Origin of the sequence: Shewanella sedimentimangrovi (assembly GCF_017354965.1) — a bacterium.
In the GTDB taxonomy this organism is placed as follows: Bacteria; Pseudomonadota; Gammaproteobacteria; order Enterobacterales; family Shewanellaceae; genus Shewanella; species Shewanella cyperi.
Map to the genome: position 1 here is coordinate 360515 of NZ_CP071502.1, position 25450 is coordinate 385964.

Sequence of the window (25450 nt, forward strand, 5' to 3'; positions counted from 1 at the left end):
CACTTATCAGTATGACAAGGTCGGAAATCTGGTGAAAGTGATTAATCCAGATAATTCCGAGGAACTGTTTGCTTACAATGCCAGAAATCAGGTTCGTTCAGTAACTGACCCCTATGGCAAGGTACGCCAATATAAACATAATGCCATGGGAGTTGTGACCGAATTTACCGATGAGCTGGGCAAAAGCAGTGGCATGGTGATGGACAGAGCCGGTCGACCCGCATACCGAGTTGACGGCAATCAAAATAAAACCGAGATTACCACAGGAAAAGATCCTGAAACCAATCAAGGAGCATTTGAGCATTTACGTCGCGTGGATTACCCCACCTACAGCCAAGCGTACCAATACAATAATCGTAATCAGATTGCCCAACTTACCGTACTCGAATCGGATCGAAGCAGCACCTACAGTTTCCGATATGACCCATCGGGCCGGGCGATTGTTTCAACAGACCCCAATGGTCACAGCACTTATTACACCTACGATGCCTTTGGTAATTTGATTCAGGAAGATGCGTCAGGATTTATCACCAAATATCAATATAATGCCTTTGGCGACCTCACCCGATTTACCGACCGCAACAACTATGTCACCGAATTTGAATATGACTCCTTCGGACAAATGACACTCAAGCGTCGGGCCGGCTTTGGCGAGTGGCGTTACAGTTATGATGCCTCGGGAAACCTCACTGGCCAGACGGATCCCAAAGGTCAGGATATTCGCTTCGAGTACGATGATGCCAACCAAATGGTGGCCGAATACTGGTATCTGCAATCACCTGCAGCCACCGGTGAGCCAGCATTCAAGACGGTGACTTATGGATACGACACCATGGGAAGGTTGTCGCAGTGGCAATCGGGCACTTATTCCGGCAGCTTAGTTTGGGACAAAAATGGCTTTCTCAGTGCCGAGACGGTCAATTACGGCAGCTTCAGCAAAACATACCGTTACGGCTATTTTGATAATGGCACCATTTCGGGGTTGCAGATGCCCGATGGGACCCAATACAGCTACGAGTATGACTCCAATAATCAGCTGACACGTATTCAGATTCCTGCCGAAGGCTCTATTTGGGTCAATGGCTTTGACTGGCGGGCACCAACTCAGGAAACCCTGCCGGGCGGGGTACAGCGCAATTTCAGTTACACCGGGCTGTTGAATATCAAGCAGTTTCAGGCCACCGGTACCGACGGTGTACCTTTGCTGTCGCTGGAGTATGAATACAGCGATGCGGCAAAAATCAGCCAAAAGCAATTGGACGGCGGCATTACCACCTACCAGTATGATGATATCTACCGACTGCAACTGGCCGAAACAACCTCTCCCGATGGCAGCGTAAGAACTGAAACCTTCGTACTTGATGCCAACGGTAACCGGGTGGGTAGTCACTCCTTGTCTCACTGGGAATATAACGATGCTGGGCAGTTAACGGTACGTGGCAAGAATGCCGATCAAACCAGCTATCAATACGATGCCAATGGTAACCTTATCCTCAAGAGCCAGGGTAACAGCTTTCTTAGGTTTACCTACGATCCCTTGAATCGACTGATCAGAGTCGATAATGAAAAGGATGAATTAGTAGCAGCCTATGAGTACGACCCTTTCGACCGCCGCATCAGTAAAAGCACGCCCGCTGGCCAGCGCTACTTTTTATATGCCGATGAAGGTCTGATTGCAGAGTACGATGGCGCAGGCCAGGAGCAGCTGCGGATAGGCTACAGACCGGGGAGTGAGTGGGGCACATCGCCCGCTTTCCTCTATGCCGCCCATGCTGCTGGCGATAAAAAATACGCCTACTACCATAACGATCAACTGGGCACACCAATCAAGCTGACCGATGCCAGTGGTCATGTTGTCTGGGATACGAAATTCGATGCATTTGGCAATGCGATATTGGCCAATAGCAATGAAGTGGTTAACCCGCTGCGCTTCCCCGGCCAGTATTTCGATGCGGAAACCGGCCTGCACTACAACTGGCGCCGCTATTACGACCCGACCAGCGGCCGCTATATCACCCCTGATCCAATAGATTTGGCCGGTGGCCCCAACCTATACACCTATGTGGATGGTGACCCCATAAACCGCATAGATCCCAATGGTGAATGTGGTATTGGGGGAATTATCGCTGGTAGGGCGATGCATGAAGGCATTAATTTGGCAACTGGCTCCTGTGACTCCTATGGTGCATTGGATTATGCGCTGGATGGATTGTGTTTTGGGGTCTTGGGAAAAGCGCTAAAGTTTTTACCGTGCTTGGTAAACAGTTTTACAGCAGACACTCTGGTATACACCGAAACCGGCTTGCGTCCCATTAGCGACATTAAGGTGGGTGATAGGGTCTGGTCATACACAGAATGGAATGGCCAGGAACAATTCGAGGTCGTTGAAGAGGTTATCAGCAACACCAAGGAATATCTGCTGGTTACCCTGACCCTGGATTCTGAAGAGACCATAGTCGCCACCAATCAACACCCCTTTTATATTCTTGGCAAGGGTTGGGTCGAAGCCGAAGACTTACAGAAAGGCGATCCTCTCTATCTCAGCGATAAGCGCACCCTGCATATCCGCGCCATAACTACAGAAACCCGCACCGAAACCGTTTACAACCTCAGTGTCGCCAACGCCAATACCTTTTTTGTCGGTCAAGACAGAGTCTTGGTACACAATGCCAAGAAAGGTTGTAAAAAACTAAAGGGTCTTGGGTGCAAAATTGCCGGTGGTTTTAAAGGTGTGCTTGGTGGTTTAAGCGGAGCAGCAAGTCAGGGACACCATGTTATCCCACAACAAATATGGGGCGAAAGTCAGAACTTTCTAAATGATATTGGCATCGGCGATCGGAAAAACTCTCCGGAGAATGGCTTACTGATGCCGGATAATGCCCAAGACGCCGAAGCAAATGGCTCAAAAGCGCATCATAGGGGCTCACACAAAGATTACTCCGCTGATGTGAGAAATGAATTAGCAAAAATCGAAGACCAATACAAAAATGGAAAATACTCTAAGCGTCAGGCACGGGATGCGGTTAGAAAGCTGCAGATGCGTCTGAAAAATGATATATGGAACGGCAAGTATTCAGATTCGTGTGGAAGATTAAAATGATGCAAGATGACTATTATGTATTATTCAACGACAAAAAGAGCCCCTATCAGCATGTGTTTTTGCCCGGAATTTTATCGACTCTGCCTGGAAATGAGCCGCAAACAAGCAAATTGAGCTTCCCCTATGACGTGCCACAAATGGCGCAGGAAAAGCTCTATTTCAACTTTAATGAGTCCTTGCCATTGCGTTTTGATTATCGGGAGCACCGAGGGCATATAGTCAGCCCCGCCGTGCTTGAGGTATTGGAACATTTAAAACTGGCCCCCCATTACAAGAAGCACTTAACCATTTATATGAAAGGTATGGCAACTGACCATGACTATTGGTATCTGGCTTTTGATCGGGGTAGCTGGGACAAAGGCGTGCAACAAAATCCCGAGCGTGTTTTTTTTGACGAAGAGAACTCCGATACCCAGTTGGACAGAGATGGTTGGCCACTGCCAACGGGGCATATTGCCTTAACCACTGAGGCAGTGAAATATGATGTATTTCAGCTGATTAATATAGGATGCATTAACAGCTACATGGTCTGTAGCGCCGATGCCAAGGCGAAATTGGAGGCTGTGGGCATCAAGGGTGCGCGATTTGTGCCATTGCAGCAGGCATTTGCAGTGTATCTTAAAGACGAAATTAATCGTGACTTGAGTGAGCTATTACCCAAGGTTAAAAAGGTGGCCAAGCCTTGGTTTGCAGATGTGGGTAAAAAATCAGAGTAGCTTTGGATAGGGAATCAATGGAGTTGACCGAAAGGTGAATCTCATGGTTCAAGCGGAAACATGGATTTGATAATGCCTATGGATATATGTGCTAGAGAGCAGTTTTTTAGAAATCTGGTGTGGGCTGAATTTTTAGCGCAGGCGACGCCGGATGATATTCATAAATCCTTATTGAGTTCTAATTGGGACAATAACGAGTTTCTACTTGATTGGATCTTGGAGCATCCTCAGGTGGATAGAGCGACCGTATTGTTGGCTTTTTGGATGGGGGGGGCGCTGGAGATGGAAGCCTATGAGCGCCAATATTTGAGTGGATTCTATGCTACCAGCGAAATCGCCATGGATCCGGCTTGCGATCAAGACGGCTACGACTGGACAACAGGTGATCAAAGATATTTGCATCCGGATTTTAAGCTACTGGTGTCTAGTGAAATGTTAAAGCCGCTTACAGGGAGGGTTATCAGAAGACCAAGCGATTATGAAGAAGGATTACCATTTGAATATTATGAGAAATTTTGTGAACTAATGAATGGTTGAAGCCTCAGGGGAAAGGTGCACCGTAAGTAGTGGCATCGTTCTGCGAAACAATGAAATAAAATGACAAAGAAATACAGGGACCGGTAAGGGGAGCGAAATGAAACGGCACATAAAGGGATTTTCATGGCTGAAGCAGCTGGGCTGGTTGCTGCTTGCCCTGAGTTGGGGGGCGGTCGCCGAGGAAGATACCCTGTGCGCCGTGGTCAAGATAGAGATAGCCCAGGAGCTGACCCTGGAGCGCCAGGGCTTTGAAGCCATCATGAAGGTGAACAATGCCCTCGAAGACCGGGCATTGGAAAATGTCGGGGTCGAGGTGCTGTTCAGTGACAGTGCCGGCGAGCCCGTGGTGGCCTCCAGCGATCCCAATCACCCCAATGCCAGTTTCTTTATCCGTATTTCCAGTATTGAAGGTATCGACAATGTGGCCGGTACCGGTGAACTGGCTGCTGCCTCCGGTGCCACTATCAAGTGGTTGATCATTCCCGCTCCCGGCAGTGCCGGTGATGTGCCCACAGGCACCCTGTATTATGTGGGCGCCAAGCTGAACTACCGCCTTAACGGCCTCGATGAAAGTATAAATGTGGCGCCCGACAGTATTTTTGTGCGGCCCATGCCCAAGTTGACCCTGGATTATTTTTTACCGAGCGATGTCTACGCCGACGATCCCCTGACCCCGGAAATTGAACCCATAGTCCCCTTTACCCTGGGGGTGAGGGTAAGCAATAACGGCAAGGCCGCGGCCAATAAGGTGAAGATCCAATCGGCCCAACCCAAGATAGTGGAAAATGAACAGGGGCTGGCCATAGATTTCAAGATAACCGACTCCTTTGTCGGCGACAGTCCGGTAACCAACTCCTTGTTACTGGACTTTGGTGATATCCCCAGCCTGAGCAGCGGCACGGGCCGCTGGATCATGTACACCACCTTAAGCGGCCGATTCACCGAATTTACCGCCACATTCAGCCATGCGGACGAGTTGGGTGGATCGCTGACCTCCCTGATAGAAGCGGTCAATACTCACCTGTTACTGAGGGACATACAGGTGGATATGCCCGGTCGGGATACAGTGCGCGACTTTTTGGTGCGCCAGGCCGATGGCCTTATGGCCTATGAGTCCGACAGTGTGGATACGCCAGTCACGGACCATAGCGGCAGCGCATCACTGACCGGGAGCGGGGATAGCAGAACCCTGGAGTTTGCTCCGGAACTGGGGGCCGCCTATGTTGAACTTGCCGATCCCTTTGCTGGACAACGCCAGTTGGTACAGGTGCTGCGCAGCGACGGCAAGGTGCTGCTGCCGAGCAATGCCTGGCAGTCGAAGAAATACAATAAAGATTTGAAACAATGGCAGTATCGCCTGCATCTTTTTGATACCCATACCCAGGGGCGTTACCTCTTGGTGTTTGCCGATCCTGTGCAGATCCCCGCTGCGCCGGTGTTGGCATTTATACCGGATTGGACCGGAGCCGAAGGCGGTCAGATAGGCTTTTTGCTTGAGGCCAGTGACCCCAATGGTGACGCGGTGAGTTTTGGCATTCAGCCAATGCCCACTGGAGCGACACTGACCGATATTGAGCCCGGAAAGGCCAGGTTTAATTGGGACATCCAACCTGGGCAAGCGGGCTTTTATCCGATCACTGTTTTTGCGTCCGATGGCAAGTTGTTCAGCAATCAGGATGTCATGCTCAAGGTATTCCCGGCCAACGACACTGATGGTGACGGCTTGGATGATGCGTGGGAAATTGCCCATTTCGGTGATTTGAGCCGGGATGGCAGCGGCGATTATGATGGTGATGGACTGAGCGACAAGGAAGAGTTTGAGTTGGGCTCAGATCCCACCATGCAAAATGGTCCTTTGGCGCCAGAGGTTATTGCGCCGGATCAGGAAGAAGTGACAGATAGCGAGATTTTACTGCAGGTGAACAATTCGATTAACCTGGGTAATCGGCCTCTGAAATACTTCTTTGAGGTCTATGCCGACGCGCAGATGAGTCAGCCCGTGCTGCATTCTGAAGCCGTGAGCGAAGGTGTTGAACAAACAAGTTGGCTGCTACCCGAGGCTTTGCTGGAAAATCACAGTTATTTTTGGCGCGCCCGCAGCTACAACGATGTGCTTTACAGCCCCTGGGTTAATGCCGAATTTAAGATAAACCGGCTAGCGGAGCCGCCAACCAAGGCGGTCCTGAACAGCCCGGTAGTAGGTACAGAAGTCGATGATGTATTGCCACTGCTCAGCGTAATTAATGCGGCTGATCCCGATGGCGATGAACTGAGTTATCGATTTGCGCTTTATCGCGATGAAACTCTTACCCAGGAAGTGATGACGTCTCCCGAGGTGATTGCGGGAGAAGATGGTGTCACCCAGTGGCGGGTGAGCGCAGCACTGGATGAGGGAAGCCGCTATTATTGGCGAGTCACTGTGACAGATCCCGACGGTTTAACCAGTAACAGCGATACCTTCTGGTTTAATGTGTACGTATCCAATCAGGCGCCATCTGCGCCGGTGTTGGTATCTCCGGCACTCGATGAAATCAGTGGCTATGATGCTCTGAATATTGAAGTGGCAGCCTCGGTGGATCCGGAAGGTCAGAGTCTCATTTATCTGTTTGAGCTGGATACAGTGGCGAGTTTTGACTCGGAAGCCTTGCAGACGGAGCAACTGAGTGAAGATCCGCAGGGGAAAATATTGTGGCCGCTCTCGGGATTAAAAGACAAACAGCAATACTTCTGGCGAGTCAGGGCGAAAGATCCTCTGGGTGCCTTGAGCGAACCTCTACTCGGTCGTTTCAGTATTAATCTGCAACTCACAGCCCCCTCAGCCCCCGTGGTTGATAACCCCGGCGATGGCTCTTGGGTGCAGAGCACCATGCCGACCTTGAGTGTGCATCCGGTGCTTAACAGTGACAGACCGGTTGAGGCTTACCAATTTGAACTCTATGCAGACGAGTCCCTGAGTAAACTTTTGGCATTAGCCGATTCACCAACGGCCAGTGTGGAATTAATGGAACCCTTGCCAGATAACTCATGGGTGTTCTGGCGTGTAAGGGCGGTTGACACTGCGGGTATACAAGGTAACTGGTCCCAATTGTCTAAATTCTTTGTCAATGACAAAGGTATTGATGAGGAGCCCGTTTTTGAGTGGCGCTACCCCGATGCCGAATATGAGTATGCGCCCGGTGACCTTATTCCGCTTCGTTGGGAGGATTATGATCCCGATAGTGACGCTCAAATCTCACTTTTTTATATGGTGCCGGAAAATGCCATAGTGTTGGACGATAAAGACGCTGGGTTCACAGCTTATGGTAATTGGCGACATTGGCAAGATGAAGATACCAGGGATGGGTACCACATTTTCGACGTGCAGGGGGAGAGTGCCTTCGCCAAGTGGAGCCGTCCATTGGAGCTGTCGGGGCGCTATGAAGTGCAGGTTTATTGGCCGGCAATAACCGGGAAATATGCCAACAAGGTAACCTATATATTCCCTGTGTCTGGAGAGAATGGGGGTGAGCTGGTTCAAAAGGAACTGAAGGCTCCCCAGAGCGGTTGGAACAGCTTGGGTGAGTTTTCTTTAACATCCGGCGATTTCGCGATGCTCCTGAAAGGAGAAGGCCGCAAAAACAGGGCGTTGATTGCTGACCAAATACGTCTAATCCCTGTAGACGTTCCCTCACAATTATTGGTGCAAGACTTGCCGGAAACCCCTGATGGGGATGCCGATACATACGCCTGGGACACCAGCAGTATGCAGCCCGGTGAATATCAACTGTTTGCCAGGATCCGGGATAATAGTCATGAAATTACTGTCTATTCGCCATTTAAGCTGGTCCTGAGGCCGAGGGCATTGCAGCGTTTTGATGATCAAGATTCAAATGCCATTTTTAATGGAAACTGGGCACAGGCAGATATGAGTGATGCTATCGGAGGTGCAGTACATGTGCTTAATCTCGAAGATGGAGCGGGAAGTCTCGCTTGGCAGTTTTCAATTGCTGAGTCGGGTTGGTACGGCGTTGATTTCCATGCCTTGCCCGGATTTGCTTTGGATCAGGTTGAAGTTGAATTACATCATCAGCAAGAGTCAATCTTGTTGGGTAAGCTTGAGGTAAGTTCCAAAGCTGTTTGGAGCACACTGGGTAATTATTGGATAGAAGCCGGAAGCTACGAATTGAGGGCTCGGGCTCAAGGCTCTGGTCTGATAGCATTGGATGCGTTTGAAATTAAACGTTCGGCTGTGCTGTCGGGAAACAATGTCGTAGTTGATAACTTAGATGTTGGCTTTTCCTCATTGGGGAACTGGCATAGCGTCAATAAAGACAAAAATCATATAGGTGAGGATTATCTTCAATCATGCCAGGGACAAGCCGAGGCGTTGTGGCGTGTGGCTGTAACAGATTCAGGATATTACGAAATATCTTCTCAATGGGTTGGGAAAGGAAGAAACTCCTCGGATGTGAGATATGACATAAGCTTTAAGGGCGCATCGAGAGAACGTTTGACTTCCAGTGTGAAGGTTAATCAAAAGCGAAATGGTGGAGTATGGCAGCCACTCGCTGTTGTTAAAAGTGAACCGGGCGAACTCAATATTAAGTTGAGCAATTCTGGTGCCAAAGGGTGCGTAATAGCTGATGCCATTCAAATCAGGAAGTTGGAACAAAATAGTGTGATGCTGGATAACGTTCCAGCCGTCTTTAAAGAAGTGAAAGGTTGGTGGCAAACCAGTACTTTGACTGATGGGTATGTGGGAGATAATTACCAATTTACGCTATTTGGAGAGGCGATTTGGGAAGCCAACATACCGCTGACTGGGCGATATCGAGTCGAAAGTAGATGGCCGGCAAGCATATTTCACTCATCGGCGGCTGAGTACGCTATATTGTTCGATGGAAAAGTTGCGATGAAAAAATCGGTGTCGCAAAAGAAAAATGGTGCAAGTTGGCAAGTCGTGGGAGAAGTTGATATCAGTCCTGACCAAGCTGTGCAAGTTAGAATAAGAAACGCAGGACATGGTTTTTTGGTGGCAGACGCAATTCGTTTAGTGCGAATAGACTCAGAGCGATAGTAACTAATGAATAATTATGGTTATTTCTGCGCTGGAATTGTTGTGCTGATGTTGAGTCATGGACTTGTTCATGCTGAAGAGGGCAGGAATTTTGCGTTTCAGCAGTGCTTCGCCAATAAAACTGAGAAACAGTATTTTGGTTTTTCAAACTTAGTACTCAGGGAAAATGTTAATCCTTTCGACAGAGACTTATATGTATTCTCAGCTCAGGATATCGAAAAAGATTGGGTGATAATCGATGCATCAGAGAGGGAGGTTTTAATACCGGGTGCATTAAAGCTGGCTTCACATACGTTGAAACATAAAAAATATCTTGCGGGTGAGAAAATTATTCTGATTGGTAACGGAAGAACTTATTCTTCACTGGAAAATGACGCTATTTGGTTGATAAAAAATAGATCTGCGGAAGTGAAAATCTTTATTGGCAGTCCGGAACTCTGGCTTCGTTCAGCAGGAAGTAATGTTGCCCTGGAGCTTGAGTTTATTTCACCAGCAGAGTTTTATGCTGAATCAACGCGAGGAAACTGGATATTTGTTGAGACGGAGGAGGAACTGCAATCTGCTTTGTCATTGCGCTCAGGAGAGGACCGTTTTAATAAGTATCTGATAATAAACGATGAGTTAAAATTGTCGTCCAGTGAGATTAACGAGGGTAATGGATATTTTATTTTTAAAATGCGTGGTGGATTAGATTCCTTATCTGCATTTTATAACGAGCAAGGCGTGATATTGACCGCAAAGAAAGAGCGTGAGAAGCATGAGAGCTGCAAAGGTTATCGCTAATTTTTTAATATTTTTTGCATTGTTGATGCAACAGTCTTGTGATGTTAGTAAAAATACAGAACAAGAGAAAAAAGGTGTAACTGAAGAAGTTTTTGTTGAAGAATTACGTACTATTACTTTTAGATATAAGATCACTAATAACACAGATAGAATTGTTTTTAATGAGTATATAAAAATACCTATTCTTGCGCAGCAATTTTCACGGCATAGCATAAAGCGCATTGATGCCAATATTAAAGGACACATAAATAGTGATAAAGCTGAGCGTCTCACCTATGATATTGCCTTTGAAAGAATGCTGCCAAATGAAACAAAGGTAGTAACAATTTCCATTTTGTACAGCTTTCAAAATAATGAGGTTTATAACCACGATATCGCTTTAATTGATTATCTTGAGGAAACAGAGCTTATGCCCTATAAAGGCCAGTCATTTTCAAAAGTACTGAGTCTCTTAAAGGCTGAAACTCAAGCTGAGACTATATCAAAGACTTATCGATGGGTTGTGCAGAACATGACATATTCTGGATATATTCCGCAAACATATGGGGCGGGCTATGCGCTGAAGTATAGACGCGGAGACTGTACGGAGTATATGTATTTGTTAGCAGCCTTGCTTAGAGGGAATGGCATTCCGACGAGGTTGGTGAGTGGTTATGTTTACTCTCAAAATAGCATTGTAAGTGCATCGGATTATCATAGCTGGGTCGAGGTTGGAATTACAGAGCAATGGCAAGTCGTTGATGCCCAAAAGCAGCATATTGGTGGTGATGACAGTATGTATATTCCAATTAGCTACTTGGATGGTAAAAGTTCTGAGAAAAGATATGAAAGTTCTCACAACCTTACTGTAGCAATGTTTTAGTGGTGTGTATTAACCTTCTAGCTTAAAAGGTCCAGTACTTAGGCAAAGAAAAAGAGCATTAATTGTCACCCTAAAACCACCTCCTATGGAGGTGGTGATCGTTCTGGTGGGGCTTTGCCCGGAGAATGCCCATGCTAAATACTCCCTCGGTTTGTTACCAGCAAATCAAGGAGTAAGTAGCATGAGCAGATATGAATCCGCGTCTCACGTATTCTATCGTTGTCAGTATCACCTCATTTGGACACCCAAGTACAGGTACAAAATCCTGAAAGGTAATCTCGGCAGAGAGCTTTATCGAAGTATCTATGTTTACTGCAACATGAAGAAATGCAGAGTCGTGGAACTAAATGTTCAGGAAGATCATGTCCATCTAGTAGTCAGAACCCCACCCAGTCTAAGCGTGTCGGATTTAATGGGTTTTGTTAAAGGGAGAACCGCGATCAGGATGTTTGCCAAATTTCCTTATTTAAGAAAGCACAAGCTCTGGGGGAATCACTTCTGGCAACGGGGTTATTTTGTGGACTCAGTAGGAGCAAACGAAGACATAATCCGTAGATATGTACGGCACCAGGAAAAGACAGCCAAAGAAGAAGAGAAACGGCAAATAGCGTTAGGGTTGGAAGGTTAGTTTTTAAGCCCCCTTTTAGGGGGATGTGTCAAAGCCACCTGCTATGCAGGTGGATTTTTACACATGCTCTTTTTCAATGCCGAAGTTGTTCTTTATTCCACGTTTTGGATCTGAATGTCTGGTGTGGTTTTTAATCATTTAAAATTAGGTGTTTATGGTAGATTGTGGTGTAATTTTAGGAAATTAGTCACCACTTTAGTCCCACTTTGTTTAAGGTGTAAACCGATTTGACTGGTGTAAGCCGTTTGCCGGGATAGGTCAGGTTGTCGGTCAAAAAGGTGAGTTTAAAGTCCCTTGGTTATTCGTGCTTACCTGTCTCAGCGTGTCAGACCTGCATTACCTGCTATAGCGTGTAAAGTAAATTTTAACGGTTATAGCGTGTGAAATTTGATTTACCTGCTGTAGCGTGTAGACTGGCTGCAGGTATGGATCAGTGAATTGAAGGCGCGACATGAAGGTGACGACCTCAAAGCAGTTAAGCAATTATCTAAAAGATGCCCGTTTAGCGATGAAACTTTCACAGAGTAAAGTCGCAAACAAAGTGGGCATCCGCCAGGATACAGTGTCGAGTTTTGAGCAAAATCCAGACTCAACCAAACTAGAGACCCTTTTCAAGCTGCTGTCATCACTCAACCTTGAGCTTGAGGTTCGGCCAAGAGCATCGGATGCAGACTCTGCTGGCACAACTCATGATACCCAGAATTGGAAAGAGGAATGGTGATGGCAGTCTTGGATGTGTATATGAATGGCTATCTGATTGGCGAATTCACCAAAACATCGACCGGTGCCCACTATTTTAGCTACCACGAAGACTGGTTGGCTGTGGCGGGGGCCCGCCCCATCTCTTTATCGATGCCGTTGCGCCGTCAAGCTTATAAAGGGGATGAGGTATACAACTTCTTTGATAACCTGCTCCCTGATAACCCTGAGGTGCGTAACCGCATTGTTGCCCGTCATCAAGCTGTATCCTCACAGCCTTTTGATTTGCTGGCCAAGATTGGCCAAGACAGTGTGGGGGCATTGCAGTTGGTGCCCCATGGTGAAGTGCCTGTGAACGTCAAGCAAATCGAATCTAAAGCACTTTCTGAAGCCGATTTGGAAAAGGTGTTGAAGGGATACCTATCGGGCATTCCACTCGGCATGCTGCGTGAGCAGGATGAGTTTAGGATCTCGATCGCCGGTGCACAGGAAAAAACGGCACTGCTGAATCTCAATGGGCAGTGGCGGCTGCCCATACATGCAACGCCTACAACCCATATCATCAAGTTGCCAATTGGCACCATAAAAGGCCATTCGTTCAATATCGATATGTCTGACAGTGTTGAGAACGAGTTCCTCTGCATGAAGATTGCTGAAGCGTTTGGCTTAACTGCCGCGCAATGCCACATCATGAAAGTGGGCGACATTAAGGCGCTGGCAGTTGAACGATTCGATCGCCGCTTTGCTGCAGATGGCAGTTGGATCATGCGTCTTCCCCAAGAGGATTTTTGTCAGGTACTGAATGTCCCACCAGCCAATAAATATGAGAGTGACGGCGGACCGGGAATTCAGGCCATCATGGATCAGCTATTGGGTTCAACGAATCCTGAACGTGACCGGCACGACTTTATGAAAGCCCAGGTGTTGTTTTGGCTGTTGGGTGCAATTGATGGGCATGCCAAGAATTTCTCTATTTTCATTGATGCTGGTGGCAGTTATCGTTTGGCGCCCCTTTACGACATACTGTCAATTTACCCCGCCCTTGGGGGGCAAGGACCCAACATACGCGATGTGAAACTCGCGATGGCTTTAAAAGCGAGCAAAGGTAAAAAGGCGCAGCTGGATGCCATCTTTCCCAGGCACTTTATTCAAACAGCCAAAGCTGTGGGTTTTGATCCCGATACCATGGCCGGGATCATGATGGAAATCGCTGATATGCTGGAACCCGTTATTGCCAAAGTGCGGGCTGAGCTTCCCACAGATTTCCCTGAACATATACGCGAGTCAATACTGAATGGGCTCACTGAACGGGCAAAGCGCCTGACCGCAGAAAATATCTGGCAGGCTAGCCGTTAGCATACTCAGTCCAATTCTGACCTGACTTTGATGCAGATATATCGGGTACTTGTTAGATCAAGTCGCGACTAATACAGCTTAAGTCATCAGAAACAACCGCCAGGTTGTCCTTCACTTTCTGCTGCCTCACAAGGTTGGAGGTTCTATTTACAGATTAAAGTTACCGTCTTTATCGACCACCATACCTGAACGAATTTTCGCGTGGCAGGATGGACATTCTGAGGTTGTCATACGCTCTACATATGCATCATCAAAATTGTCCAGCTGCCGATTTATAGACGGCCTAATGGTCGCTGAATACTCATGATGGCATACAGGGCAGTGGATAGTCACATCTTGTGGGGGCATAGTCATAGGTACTTCCTTTTAAAGACTTAGTGTCCATAGAAATTGCGATATGCAAAACGGGTAGCCAAACCCCTCTATGGGGTCAGCCTTTTCACTGGATGTAAGACCATTGCAGCAGTGAAATTTACAAGGTTCTGATGCCTTCGTAGTCCTCAAAAGCCACCAAAAAGCTCATTCTACAGCTGGCTGAGTTGAGCAGCTTAAAATCCAATGCAAACGATGAATCAGTTTTAGGTGCCAATCAATAGGTGATAGCTTTCTAACCGTACGGTTGATGCTAAAGTATGATGTAAATCAAATGTTGTTTGTGAATTGCTGGTGGCGCCTTTTGAATTTGTGGCAGACTCTGTTCATTCAAATGTAGTCATGTATGGCTCATCTTCCATGGAGGGAGTGTGATTAGCTTAAAGATACCCACAGACCGATTTGCCTTTCTTGAAATGCTGGCCTACTGGAAAGGGCTGGTTCGCAATAAAGACCTGGAGCAGCAATTCGGCATCACCCGCCAACAGGTACACAAAGACTTCACTCTCTATCAAGAGCTTCACCCAGAGACCTTGGTTAAGCTCGACAAGGCCTGTTTCGGTTTTGCTCCCAGCAGCCTTCCCCATTACGCGTCCACCAGCTTGGACAGCTTCTTCTTATGGCTTGAAACAGGCCATTTTTCCCATTCCTCAGGACACTCGTCACTCTGCGCGACGCGGTTGCAATTACCTGAGCGGCAAGTATCAAGACTGGTGGTTGCCGCACTGATAGCTGCAATAGAACGTGGCCAAAGACTCGATGTTGAGTACGTGTCGGTGTCCAACCCAGACCACGGTGGCCGGATCTTCAGCCCTCATTCCATAGTTAAAGCAGGTAGCCGCTATCACGTTCGCGGTTACTGTGAAAAGTCCTCCGGCTTTCGTGACCTGGTGTTAAGTCGTTTTCGGTCAGTTTCTGAGGTCGAAGGACCGGCTAGGTTTACCCGGGAGAAAGATGAGGCCTGGAACACTTTTGTCAACGTGTTACTGGCCCCAGACCCTCGCCTGTCACCAATCCAGCAACAGGTACTGGCCAATGACTATTGCATGGAAGGAGGGCAGCTCATTCTGCAAACCCGCGCTGCGCTGGTGGACTACTTACTGAAAGACATGCAGGTAAACATCAAATATCTGGATGGTACGGCCGAGGCTCAGCAACTGGTACTCGTCAACAAAAATGACATTAAACAGTGGCTATTTGACGCCTGAAACTGTTTTGCCTGTTAGCTCCGTAAACTCAGTTAACCTGAGGATTTGTACAGGATTGTAACTGAGGTGGAACCTTATAGATTGAGCGTCGTACCACAAGGGATTTGATGTTATGAACGATTTCACGCCATCAGAATTGAAAACCATCCTTCATTCCAAAAGAGCCAACCTCTATTACCTGGAATATTGTCGGGTGTTGGTTAATGGTGGTCGGGTCGAATATCTAACCGATGAAGGCAATGCATCTCTCTACTGGAATATTCCGATAGCCAACACTACTTGTGTAATGTTGGGCACGGGAACGTCCATCACCCAGGCTGCCATGCGGGAGCTGGCAAAAGCGGGTGTATTGGTCGGCTTCTGTGGTGGTGGGGGCTCGCCTCTTTTTGCTGCCAATGAGGTAGAGGTAAGCGTGAGCTGGCTCAACTCTCAGAGTGAGTATAGGCCCACCGAATACCTGCAACAGTGGGTCAGCTTCTGGTTTAGTGATGATGCAAGGCTAAAGGCGGCCATCGCCTTTCAGAAGGTGCGTATTGCTCAGATCCGCAAGGTATGGCTGGGGGCGGCAATGAAACGTGAGCGGGCATTTTCGCTCGACGGGGCCGCTCTCGACAGTGCCTTGTTGCGTTTTGAGGCACAGCTTGCGCGCTGCCAAAGCACTACCGATGTGTTGGCCCAAGAGGCCAGCCTGACCAAGATGCTCTACAAGTTGGCGGGCAATGCCGTGTGTTATGGCGAGTTTACCCGTGCCAAGCATGGCAGTGGCATCGATATGGCCAACCGTTTTCTCGATCACGGTAACTATCTCGCCTATGGCCTGGCCGCAACTGCTTGTTGGGTCATTGGCCTGCCCCATGGTCTCTCTGTACTTCATGGTAAGACCCGTCGCGGTGGGTTGGTGTTTGATGTGGCTGATCTAATCAAGGACGCGCTCATCTTGCCCCAGGCCTTTATCGCCGCCATGGCCGGGGAAGAGGAACAAGAATTTCGCCAGCGGATCATCGGCAGCTTTAATCAGCACGGTGCATTGGATCTGATGATTGAAACCTTACAGTCGGTGGCCGCCGACTTAAGTGAGGTGGGGCGATGAACGTTTTGTTGGTCTCCCAGTGCAGTAAACGAGCCCTGGATGAAACAAGGCGCATCCTTGATCAGTTTGCCGAGCGCAAAGGTGAGCGAACTTGGGCAACGACGATCACCCAGGATGGTCTCGACACCTTGCGCAAACTGCTGCGAAAAACGGCCCGTCGTAACACCGCCGTCTCTTGCCACTGGCTTAAAAGCTCGGGCCCCGAGCTTTGCTGGATTGTCGGCAATGCCCGTCGCTTCAATGAGCAAGGTTCGGTGCCGACCAATAGTACCGGGCGCAACATCCTGCGCAGTCAGGATGAAAACCAATGGCACTCGGGCGAAGCCATGGCGCTGCTGGCGGCTATCGCCGGCCTTTTTCACGATATGGGTAAAGCCAATCAGCTCTTTCAGGACAAACTCACGGGCAAGCGCCGCGAGCTGAGCGAGCCACTGCGTCATGAGTGGGTGTCGCTGCGGATCTTTGAAGCCTTTGTCGATGGTCGGGACGACAAGCAGTGGCTAGCGGCGCTTTCTAACCTGAACCCAAGTGATGAAAAGCAGATATTGGCAGGCCTTGGCAAGCTGGCCGAAAGCAAGGTGCAGCCGACGGGCGTCAACCCTTTCGAAGGCTTGGCACCGGTCGCTAGAATCGTCGGCTGGCTTATCGTCTCGCACCACCGTTTGCCCCAGTTTGACACCAAACATAAGCAAGCCGTCGGTGCGCCTCGCCTGGAGGTTTTAACGGTAGATTCAGTCCGCTTTGATGCCAGTTGGAATTCCCCCCAATGCCGCGATACTGAGTGGGACAATGAGGCATGGCAAGGGGTTTGGCGCTTCCCCAACGGCACGCCGTTGGCCAGCCACACTTGGTGCGCCAAGGCCAAACGCTTGGCGCAGCGCGCGCTACAGTGCCATTCACTCTGGCAAGAGAGGGATTGGTTATCCGACCGTTTCACTGCTCATCTGGCTCGTCTGTGCCTGATGTTGGCCGACCATGCCTACTCCGCAGGTGATGCAACCGAGATGTGGCAAGACAGGGATTATCGGGCCTATGCCAATACCGACCGCGTAACGGGCAGGCTCAAGCAGTCGCTTGATGAGCACAACATCGGCGTGGGCCATAACGCCTATCTGCTCGCCAAGAGCCTGCCGAAACTGCGGCCTTATCTACCTGCCATCACTCGCCACAAAGGCTTTAAACAGCGCAGCCAACAGAGCTCATTTCGTTGGCAGGACAAGGCATTTGATCTGGCCAGGATGCTGGCTCACCGCTCCCGGCAGCAGGGGTTCTTTGGGGTGAACATGGCTTCAACCGGCTGTGGCAAGACCTTCGCCAATGCCCGCGTCATGTACGGGCTGGCCGATGAAAAGCTCGGTTGCCGTTTTAGCGTTGCATTGGGCCTGCGCACCCTGACATTGCAAACCGGTGATGCCCTCAGAGCCAGATTATCACTGGATACTGATGATTTGGCGGTGCTGATAGGCTCTGCGGCGGTGCAGCAGTTGCATGAGCAGCGTACCCGCGAGGCACAATCAGACTCCAGATGCGGTTCCGAATCGGCCGGATCCTTGCTCGATGCCAATATGCATGTGCGCTACGAGGGGGCACTCGACGATGGCCCGTTGCGCCGCTGGCTCAAACAGTCTTCAGCCTTGCATCAACTGGTCAGTGCCCCCGTACTGGTGAGTACCATCGATCACCTGATCCCGGCCACCGAAGGAACTCGTGGTGGCAAGCAGATTGCCCCCATGCTGCGTCTGCTCACCTCGGATCTGGTGCTCGATGAACCCGATGACTTTGGGTTGGCCGATCTGCCCGCCCTCTGCCGTTTGGTCAATTGGGCAGGGATGCTGGGTAGCCGGGTGCTACTCTCATCGGCCACCCTGCAGCCAGCCTTGCTCTGCGCCCTGTTTGCCGCCTATCAGGCCGGGCGAACTCACTTTCACAAGGGGTGTGGTGAGCCAGGGCCTATGCCTCCCATCTGCTGCGCCTGGTTCGATGAGTTCGGAGTGGCCGAGCAGTCTCTGGCCGATCAGAGTGCCTTTAAGGTGAGGCACCAGGACTTTGTCGCCGCTCGTTTGGCCAAACTTGCCGAGCAACCCTCCCTGCGCCGGGGGGCGATATGGCCTGTGAACTCAAGGGGAAAAGGCAGCGATGAGGTGGTGCAAGCCATGGCGACTGCTGTTCGTGAGGGCATGCTCCAGCTGCACAATGCGCACCATGAGCGCCATGACTCAGGTAAGTGCCTTTCTGTCGGTCTGGTGCGTATGGCCAATATCGATCCGCTGATTGCCATTGCTCAGCAGGTACTGCTCCAAGAGCCACCACCAGATACCTGCATCCACTTCTGCATCTACCACAGTCACCACCCGTTGCTGGTGCGATCCGAAATGGAAAAGCGCCTTGACGCCTTGCTCACCCGCCACGACGGCGAAGCATTTTGGCAGCGCCCCGAAGTGCAGCAGGCGCTGGCACAGTCAGAGACACATCATCTGTTTGTCGTTTTTGCCTCACCGGTCGCCGAGGTCGGTCGGGATCACGATTATGACTGGGCCATCGCCGAACCGAGCTCAATGCGCTCTCTTATTCAATTGGCTGGCCGCGTCCAGCGCCATCGAAAAAGGGCGCCAGCTCATCCAAACCTGTTGATCCTAAATCGAAATGTCAAAGCGTTGCGAGGGGTGACGCCGGCCTACTGTCAGCCAGGATTTGAATCGAACCACTTTCAGCTAAATGACCCGGACATGAAGGTGAGCTTGCCATTGAGTTGCTACGAGAGGGTCTCTGCGGCGCCAGCAATTCAGATGCCACTGGGCATCAGTTTGAGTGGCCGTTACGACCGGCTTGATGCGCTGGAGCATGCCCATCTCCACGTCCGGCTGTTTGGCTATAGCAAGGGGGACAAGAGGTTGGATACGCCACCGGCTCAGCAGTGGTGGCAATACCCTGTTGATTGTGCTGGCGAAATGCAGCGGCAGACGCGCTTTCGGGAGTCACGCCCCGACGAGGGCTTTGTGCTCTATCAGGCGGATGAGGATGAGCCCCTGCGCTTTCACCGGCTCGAAGAGCGCGGGGAGCCTGAGCTGGTGGAGGCTAGCTGTTTCGAGCGCCAGGCATTCATACCCGCCGAGCGGGTTGCCCCCTGGTTGGATAACGAGCCAGAGCCTCTGCTGGCCGCCTTGGGGGAGCAGCTGGAGTGGGATGCCGCCAGGCTATCGCGCACCTATACCGAGATCCGTCTGCCACTCAATGAGCAGAGTGCCAGGCCTTGGCAATATGACCCGCTATTCGGGGTTTATCGTGAATTGAATATGAGTAACGAGGGACGCTATGAGTGAAACAAGTCTGTCATCAGCCATCGATGACTATATCTCGGCAAGGTTGGAGGCCAAGCCAGACAAGTGGCTCACCAAGGGGGAGTGGCTTGACGATGCCGCCAAGCGGGCCAAGCAGATCACCTTGGTGACCCATGCCCCCAAGTTTACCCATGGGGATGCTCGTGGCATAGGGGCTCGGGTCGAGGGGCAAGAAGGGGAGGACTATCTTTCTACCGCCAGCCTGACAGTGCCGGTTATCGATGTGATTGGCAACGCTGCGGCGCTCGATGTGGCCAATCTGTTGCTGCTCGAAGCGGACGGCAAGCGACTGGTGGATCTGATCCGGAATGGTGATTCTTCCCCCCTCGCAGCCTTCACCAAAGAGAAGGTACAACTGGACTCGTGGTGCGATGGCTTCTCCCAGGTATTGGTCGGTGGCTCGGTCACTACCCACACCTTGGCCAAGCAGATCTACTTTCCCGTGGATAAGGGATACCACCTGCTTAGCCCGCTCTTTGCCAGCTCTCTCTGTCATGCCTTGTATCAACGCATCGATCAGTCTCGTTTCGGGGATGAGGCAAAGGCAGCGCGCGATGTTCGCCGTAAAAAAGAGTTTTCCGATCTGACCATCGTGGACTTTCCCCATCTGGCGGAGCAGCACTTTGGCGGCACCAAACCCCAAAATGTCTCTCTGCTGAACAGCAAACGATATGGCCGAGCTTATTTGCTGAGCTGCCAGCCCCCGTCATGGCAAGACCGCCTGACAGCGCCACAGAGCGAAGCGCACTTTTGGAAACGATACGAATATCGGGTAGCGCCCATCCTCCGAGAGCTGAGCCATTTTCTCAAGTTGTTGGAGCAGGCAGATAATAACGACGCTATTAAACAGCGTCGCGCAGGGTTCGTCGACGATTTAATGGGGGCACTGCTCAACTACGCTGCCGAGCTACGCACCTTGCCTGCGGGTTGGAGTCGTGCGATGGCGGAGCCGATGAGTGAGACGTTTTGTCGATGGCTCGATCCCACTGATAACCAAAAATTGTCCGATGAGGAGGCTAACCAGATTGGACTGGAGTTTGGTCGCTGGCTCAATAAGCGGCTGCAAAAGCGGTTGGCCCATATCGGGGATGCCGAGCTACACGTTTGGCGCCGCCTGCTGGCCCGTCAGCTGCGCCTGCTGAAACAGGACTTGGAGGGATGGGCATGAAATCGACCCTGTTACTTCGCCACCTTAAGGTGGAAAACGCCAATGCCATCAGCGGGTTGACTTATGGCTTTCCAGCCATCAGCCACTTTCTTGGCTTTACCCATGCCCTGTCGCGCCGTCTTGAGCAGGCCTATGGCCTGACGCTGGGAGGCTGCGCTGTCATTGCCCATAGCACAGAGTTACAGAGCCAGCCGCTCGGCAATCGCCGCGAGCAGGTCTTCGCCCTGACACGCAACCCCCTAACCAAAGAGGGGAAGACGGCCCCATTTAATGAAGAGGGGCGCGTGCACCTGGATATCAGCCTGCTGATTGAATGCGACTTTAATGCAGATGGTTTGCCAGGAGTGGGAGCGCTGGATCAGAGTGTTCAGATCCTACAAACCTGGTTTGAACGCACTGTGCCGACCCTGCGCCTGGCGGGGGGCACCATCACCGCCCTTGAGCAGGTGCAGTGGCGCGAGTGTTACGATGAGACCGAACTGCGCCGCCTTCGGATGAGGCTGTTGCCGGGTTTCGCCCTTGTCTGTCGTCACGACCTGCTCACTGAGCACCATCAACAGAGCATAAAGATGGAGCCCGAAAGTGAGCTGCTCGACAGTCTGCTCGACTTCGTCACCTTGCGCCACCAGGCACAGCAAGATGATACCGGGGCCGTGAGCTGGCAGCAGTTGGCCAAACCAGCCCCCGGTTATCTGGTCCCATTGGCCGTGGGTTATCAAGGTATCTCCCCACTTTATGAGCCGGGCTCCATTCCCAGCAGCCGCGATCAGGAGACGCCTTTTTTGTTTGTCGAGTCCATCTACTCCCTGGGGCAGTGGGTCAGCCCACATCGCATCCAGGATCTCGACTCCCTGTTGTGGCGCTACCGCCATCAGGAGCCCTATTACCTTTGTGAAAACCTCTACGTCGCGCCTTCTTTGAGTGTTGAAGAAGACGATGAAGAATTTATCAGTTGATCACCGTAAGATAAGGAATCTCATTATGGCAAAAGCAACGATCAAGACCGCCTCCGTTCTGGCCTTCGAGCGCAAGCTCGCCAACTCAGATGCCCGGCTTTTTGCTGGCAACTGGCAGGAGCGGGATAACCCTGCCGCCTGGCTCCCGCTCTCCCTGCAAGAGAAGGCAGTGCGTGGCACCATCTCCAACCGCCTGAAAAAGGCCACTGCCGAGGATCCGGCGAAGCTCGATAACGAGATCCAGAAACCCAACCTGCAGCGGGTTGATGTGGCGACGCTTCCCTTCGATGCCGATACCCTGCGGGTCGGCTTTACTCTGCGTGTGATGGGTAATCTGGCGCAGCCCTCGGCTTGTAACGATCAGGCCTATCAGGCGGTCCTGGGCGAGAAGATCGGCGACTATGTGCGCGAACACCAGTTCCATGAACTGGCAGCCCGCTATGCCGAAAACCTGGCCAATGGTCGCTTCCTTTGGCGCAACCGAGTCGGGGCCGAAGCGGTGGAAGTGCGCATCAATCGGTTGGAGCAGGGCTTGGTAAAGCAGAGCTGGGTCTTTGATGCCCTAAGCTTCAACCTGCGTGCATTTTCTAAGCCCCAAGGGGCCGTGTCCGAGCTGAGTGAGGTGATCCGCCAGGGGCTGCTTGGCAACGACTTTGCGCTGTTAAAGGTAGAGGCATTCGTTCGTTTGGGGGCCGGTCAGGAGGTGTTCCCGTCCCAAGAGTTGGTGCTCGATCAAAGCAGTGGCAAAGAGGGCAAAAAGAGCAAGTATCTCTATCAGGTGGAGGGCATCGCCGCCATGCACTCCCAAAAAATCGGCAACGCCCTGCGCACCATCGACACCTGGTACCCAGGAGCAGAAGAGCTTGGACCGATCGCGGTGGAGCCCTATGGCTCAGTCACCAGCCGTGGCACGGCCTACCGTCAACCCAAAGCTAACATTGATTTCTATACCTTGCTTGATAATTGGATGCTTAAGGACAAGTTACCTATCGTGGAACAGCAACATTATGTCATCGCAACCCTGGTGCGTGGTGGGGTCTTTGGCGAAGCAGACTAAGGAGCTGACATGGATCATTACCTTGATATTCGGGTATTACCGGACCCGGAATTTGGTCAAGTCGACCTGCTCAACGCCCTATATGCCAAGCTTCATAGGGTACTCCCATCCTTGACTCAAGGACGGGTAGGGGTAAGTTTTCCTGAGTATGGCAAGACCTTGGGAGATTGCTTACGGTTGCACGGTACCCTGTCGGACTTGCTCAATCTCACCGAAGTGAACTGGCTCCAAGGCATGCGAGATTATATCCGGCTGGGCGAACCAACCAAGATCCCGGCAGAGGTAAGCTACCGCACCGTACACCGGGTCCAGGCCAAGAGTGCGCACAATAAACGTAAGCGCTCAGTCGCCAAGGGATGGCTGACCGAAGAAGAAGCCTTGGTTCGTATTCCTGACACGCAAAGGAAAATCCTGAAACTGCCTTATGCAGAGATGCACAGCATGTCGACAGGCAGCAGAATGCGGCTTTATGTGGAGCTCGGTCCTTTGGTGGAAGTGCCCGTTGCCGGCTGCTTCAGTGCTTACGGATTGAGTGCAGCAGCAACCATACCTTGGTTTTAACCCAACTTGGACAGGCACAGCTAACTATTTGATTTTAAATGGTGGTTGGTTGTGCCCTGTTTTTATGGGATAGCGCAGTGATTGCGCTATTGTTCTTTAAAAATCAGCCAAATAGAAGTATTCTCTAACAGCTCACTGCCGCACAGGCAGCTGAGAAAATGTGCAGTGGCACCTTGTACAGCCGGCACACGCTCACTGCCGCACAGGCAGCTGAGAAAAGCGCCACCAGACGGCCGCCATCACGCAAATGCGCTCACTGCCGCACAGGCAGCTGAGAAAATTGCCAATGGCAGGGTGGCCGTTATTCCCGTGCTCACTGCCGCACAGGCAGCTGAGAAACACGGCGGCAAAAATCACTATTAGCCCCTCGCGCTCACTGCCGCACAGGCAGCTGAGAAATTGTTGCTGACATTCGCCTGCCCGCGTCCACAGCTCACTGCCGCACAGGCAGCTGAGAAATGCTGTCATCTGCGGCGCCCCGGCATCATCCCGCTCACTGCCGCACAGGCAGCTGAGAAAGCGCAGATTCACCAGCGCCTGGGTCATATCACGCTCACTGCCGCACAGGCAGCTGAGAAATGCTCAGGCGTGAGACCGAACAATGTTTTCGCGCTCACTGCCGCACAGGCAGCTGAGAAAGGGGTGTAGCCAGGTGCGCCGTCGTTGTAGTCGCTCACTGCCGCACAGGCAGCTGAGAAATGGAGTCCCGAACCGTCGCCGGTACCGTGCGCGCTCACTGCCGCACAGGCAGCTGAGAAATCGGCCCGCTGCCTGACCGCGCAGGCGCGCTCGCTCACTGCCGCACAGGCAGCTGAGAAAATTACGCCCCCTGTGGCCTGGTGACGGCCTGCGCTCACTGCCGCACAGGCAGCTGAGAAACGGAAGCGCGCCAGGCGGGGGAAGGTGTTCCCGCTCACTGCCGCACAGGCAGCTGAGAAAGCACCGCCAAATGGTATCCGCCCAAGGCCGCCGCTCACTGCCGCACAGGCAGCTGAGAAAATGCGCCGTTGGGGCCGTCGACTGTAGCCACCGCTCACTGCCGCACAGGCAGCTGAGAAAATTGGTCGCCCGTTCAAGCTGGTGAAGATTGAAGCTCACTGCCGCACAGGCAGCTGAGAAAATGATCATCACTCCCCATAAACTTTGATCGAGGCTCACTGCCGCACAGGCAGCTGAGAAAGTCAAACACGTCTTGGTCATTCATATCAACCCGCTCACTGCCGCACAGGCAGCTGAGAAATCGGCCCGCTGCCTGACCGCGCAGGCGCGCTCGCTCACTGCCGCACAGGCAGCTGAGAAATTCCCGCCCGGGGGCGTGACCAGGCGGCACAGGCTCACTGCCGCACAGGCAGCTGAGAAATCGGCGCAAAATACGATGGCGTTAGTGATGACACTCACTGCCGCACAGGCAGCTGAGAAACCTATGAAGAAAGCCTTATCGCCGGCGCTGTCGCTCACTGCCGCACAGGCAGCTGAGAAAAACAGCCAAAACCGTGTTGCTGTGGCCACTATGCTCACTGCCGCACAGGCAGCTGAGAAACCAGAAAATTACCACCTACTGCTGGGTAAATCGCTCACTGCCGCACAGGCAGCTGAGAAAAGAGCAAGATGCAAGGCGTATCAAAACGACAAGCTCACTGCCGCACAGGCAGCTGAGAAAAAAACTGAAAGTAACCGCCACTCCCATCTATCGCTCACTGCCGCACAGGCAGCTGAGAAATTCTCGGATTCAAACTTGATGGCGTCCTCTTCGCTCACTGCCGCACAGGCAGCTGAGAAAAAAGAGGAAATGGATTCTGCTGTGGAGGGAGTGCTCACTGCCGCACAGGCAGCTGAGAAATATCAGGGTGAGGTCTACAAGGCTATCTGTGAGCTCACTGCCGCACAGGCAGCTGAGAAATGAGCCAGTAGGAGCCGCTATGCAGGTCTTACGCTCACTGCCGCACAGGCAGCTGAGAAATGG

16 protein-coding genes and 1 CRISPR repeat array (1 of these 17 only partly in view) are annotated in these 25450 nt (G+C 51.4%); all 16 genes read left to right on the forward strand.

Going from position 1 to position 25450, the window contains the following annotated elements; translation table 11 throughout:
• The first annotated feature begins 988 nt into the window (after positions 1-988).
• The 16 genes from JYB85_RS19060 to cas6f all read left to right on the forward strand — a co-directional run bounded on the left by JYB85_RS19060 (position 989) and on the right by cas6f (position 23487).
• A complete protein-coding gene (locus JYB85_RS19060) occupies positions 989-3100 on the forward strand; it encodes an RHS repeat-associated core domain-containing protein (RefSeq protein ID WP_407695882.1) in 2112 nt (703 codons plus the stop codon).
• Positions 3097-3816: an Imm43 family immunity protein gene (locus JYB85_RS01510; protein ID WP_207380753.1), complete on the forward strand. Its 720-nt coding sequence runs from the start codon at positions 3097-3099 to the stop codon at positions 3814-3816. Before JYB85_RS19060 ends, JYB85_RS01510 begins: the two co-directional genes overlap by 4 nt.
• 72 nt (positions 3817-3888) lie before the next feature.
• Positions 3889-4353 (forward strand): DUF4274 domain-containing protein, encoded by a 465-nt coding sequence (locus JYB85_RS01515; protein WP_207380754.1) that lies wholly within the window; start codon positions 3889-3891, stop codon positions 4351-4353.
• A 259-nt stretch (positions 4354-4612) separates the two neighbouring features.
• The gene (locus JYB85_RS01520) at positions 4613-9409 is read left to right on the forward strand and encodes a golvesin C-terminal-like domain-containing protein (RefSeq protein ID WP_207380755.1); all 4797 of its coding nucleotides are present in this window, start codon (positions 4613-4615) and stop codon (positions 9407-9409) included.
• Between the two features lie 6 nt (positions 9410-9415).
• Entirely contained in the window at positions 9416-10192 is a 777-nt protein-coding gene (locus JYB85_RS01525) for a hypothetical protein (protein WP_207380756.1), read from the forward strand.
• Complete coding sequence (locus tag JYB85_RS01530; RefSeq protein WP_207380757.1) at positions 10167-11054, forward strand: transglutaminase-like domain-containing protein; 888 nt, start codon at positions 10167-10169, stop codon at positions 11052-11054. The genes JYB85_RS01525 and JYB85_RS01530 overlap by 26 nt, the downstream gene beginning before the upstream one ends.
• Before the next feature lie 181 nt (positions 11055-11235).
• Positions 11236-11682 carry an IS200/IS605 family transposase gene (gene tnpA, locus JYB85_RS01535; protein ID WP_207381945.1) on the forward strand — a complete coding sequence of 149 codons (447 nt, stop codon included), beginning with the start codon at positions 11236-11238 and terminating at the stop codon, positions 11680-11682.
• Between the two features lie 451 nt (positions 11683-12133).
• Positions 12134-12403 carry a helix-turn-helix domain-containing protein gene (locus JYB85_RS01540; protein WP_207380758.1) on the forward strand — a complete coding sequence of 90 codons (270 nt, stop codon included), beginning with the start codon at positions 12134-12136 and terminating at the stop codon, positions 12401-12403.
• On the forward strand, positions 12403-13737 hold the full coding sequence (locus JYB85_RS01545; protein WP_207380759.1) for a type II toxin-antitoxin system HipA family toxin: 1335 nt from the start codon (positions 12403-12405) through the stop codon (positions 13735-13737). Before JYB85_RS01540 ends, JYB85_RS01545 begins: the two co-directional genes overlap by 1 nt.
• A 743-nt stretch (positions 13738-14480) precedes the next feature.
• On the forward strand, positions 14481-15317 hold the full coding sequence (locus JYB85_RS01550) for a WYL domain-containing protein (RefSeq protein WP_207380760.1): 837 nt from the start codon (positions 14481-14483) through the stop codon (positions 15315-15317).
• A gap of 112 nt (positions 15318-15429) precedes the next feature.
• Positions 15430-16407, forward strand: a complete 978-nt coding sequence (gene cas1f, locus JYB85_RS01555; protein WP_207380761.1) for a type I-F CRISPR-associated endonuclease Cas1f — start codon at positions 15430-15432, stop codon at positions 16405-16407.
• Positions 16404-19727 carry a type I-F CRISPR-associated helicase Cas3f gene (gene cas3f, locus JYB85_RS01560; RefSeq protein ID WP_207380762.1) on the forward strand — a complete coding sequence of 1108 codons (3324 nt, stop codon included), beginning with the start codon at positions 16404-16406 and terminating at the stop codon, positions 19725-19727. Before cas1f ends, cas3f begins: the two co-directional genes overlap by 4 nt.
• The gene (csy1, locus tag JYB85_RS01565) at positions 19720-20913 is read left to right on the forward strand and encodes a type I-F CRISPR-associated protein Csy1 (protein ID WP_207380763.1); all 1194 of its coding nucleotides are present in this window, start codon (positions 19720-19722) and stop codon (positions 20911-20913) included. Before cas3f ends, csy1 begins: the two co-directional genes overlap by 8 nt.
• The gene (gene csy2, locus JYB85_RS01570; RefSeq protein WP_207380764.1) at positions 20910-21869 is read left to right on the forward strand and encodes a type I-F CRISPR-associated protein Csy2; all 960 of its coding nucleotides are present in this window, start codon (positions 20910-20912) and stop codon (positions 21867-21869) included. The genes csy1 and csy2 overlap by 4 nt, the downstream gene beginning before the upstream one ends.
• Before the next feature lie 25 nt (positions 21870-21894).
• Positions 21895-22926, forward strand: coding sequence for a type I-F CRISPR-associated protein Csy3 (csy3, locus tag JYB85_RS01575; RefSeq protein WP_207380765.1), 1032 nt, complete (start codon positions 21895-21897; stop codon positions 22924-22926).
• 9 nt (positions 22927-22935) lie between these two features.
• The gene (gene cas6f / locus JYB85_RS01580) at positions 22936-23487 is read left to right on the forward strand and encodes a type I-F CRISPR-associated endoribonuclease Cas6/Csy4 (protein ID WP_207380766.1); all 552 of its coding nucleotides are present in this window, start codon (positions 22936-22938) and stop codon (positions 23485-23487) included.
• A 130-nt stretch (positions 23488-23617) separates the two neighbouring features.
• A CRISPR array of direct repeats spans positions 23618-25450; the repeat unit is 28 nt; unit sequence GCTCACTGCCGCACAGGCAGCTGAGAAA; it runs 3838 nt beyond the window's last position.

What these genes read in the sequence shown, in the direction of transcription:
- JYB85_RS01515 (WP_207380754.1), top strand. Translation starts at nt 3,889, where the DNA reads ATGCCTATGGATATATGTGCTAGAGAGCAGTTTTTTAGAAATCTGGTG.
- JYB85_RS01540 (WP_207380758.1), top strand. Translation starts at nt 12,134, where the DNA reads ATGAAGGTGACGACCTCAAAGCAGTTAAGCAATTATCTAAAAGATGCC.
- JYB85_RS01530 (WP_207380757.1), top strand. Translation starts at nt 10,167, where the DNA reads ATGAGAGCTGCAAAGGTTATCGCTAATTTTTTAATATTTTTTGCATTG.
- cas1f (WP_207380761.1), top strand. Translation starts at nt 15,430, where the DNA reads ATGAACGATTTCACGCCATCAGAATTGAAAACCATCCTTCATTCCAAA.
- csy1 (WP_207380763.1), top strand. Translation starts at nt 19,720, where the DNA reads ATGAGTGAAACAAGTCTGTCATCAGCCATCGATGACTATATCTCGGCA.
- csy3 (WP_207380765.1), top strand. Translation starts at nt 21,895, where the DNA reads ATGGCAAAAGCAACGATCAAGACCGCCTCCGTTCTGGCCTTCGAGCGC.
- cas6f (WP_207380766.1), top strand. Translation starts at nt 22,936, where the DNA reads ATGGATCATTACCTTGATATTCGGGTATTACCGGACCCGGAATTTGGT.
- JYB85_RS01545 (WP_207380759.1), top strand. Translation starts at nt 12,403, where the DNA reads ATGGCAGTCTTGGATGTGTATATGAATGGCTATCTGATTGGCGAATTC.
- tnpA (WP_207381945.1), top strand. Translation starts at nt 11,236, where the DNA reads ATGAGCAGATATGAATCCGCGTCTCACGTATTCTATCGTTGTCAGTAT.
- JYB85_RS01525 (WP_207380756.1), top strand. Translation starts at nt 9,416, where the DNA reads ATGAATAATTATGGTTATTTCTGCGCTGGAATTGTTGTGCTGATGTTG.
- JYB85_RS01510 (WP_207380753.1), top strand. Translation starts at nt 3,097, where the DNA reads ATGATGCAAGATGACTATTATGTATTATTCAACGACAAAAAGAGCCCC.
- csy2 (WP_207380764.1), top strand. Translation starts at nt 20,910, where the DNA reads ATGAAATCGACCCTGTTACTTCGCCACCTTAAGGTGGAAAACGCCAAT.
- JYB85_RS01520 (WP_207380755.1), top strand. Translation starts at nt 4,613, where the DNA reads ATGAAGGTGAACAATGCCCTCGAAGACCGGGCATTGGAAAATGTCGGG.
- JYB85_RS19060 (WP_407695882.1), top strand. Translation starts at nt 989, where the DNA reads ATGCCCGATGGGACCCAATACAGCTACGAGTATGACTCCAATAATCAG.
- cas3f (WP_207380762.1), top strand. Translation starts at nt 16,404, where the DNA reads ATGAACGTTTTGTTGGTCTCCCAGTGCAGTAAACGAGCCCTGGATGAA.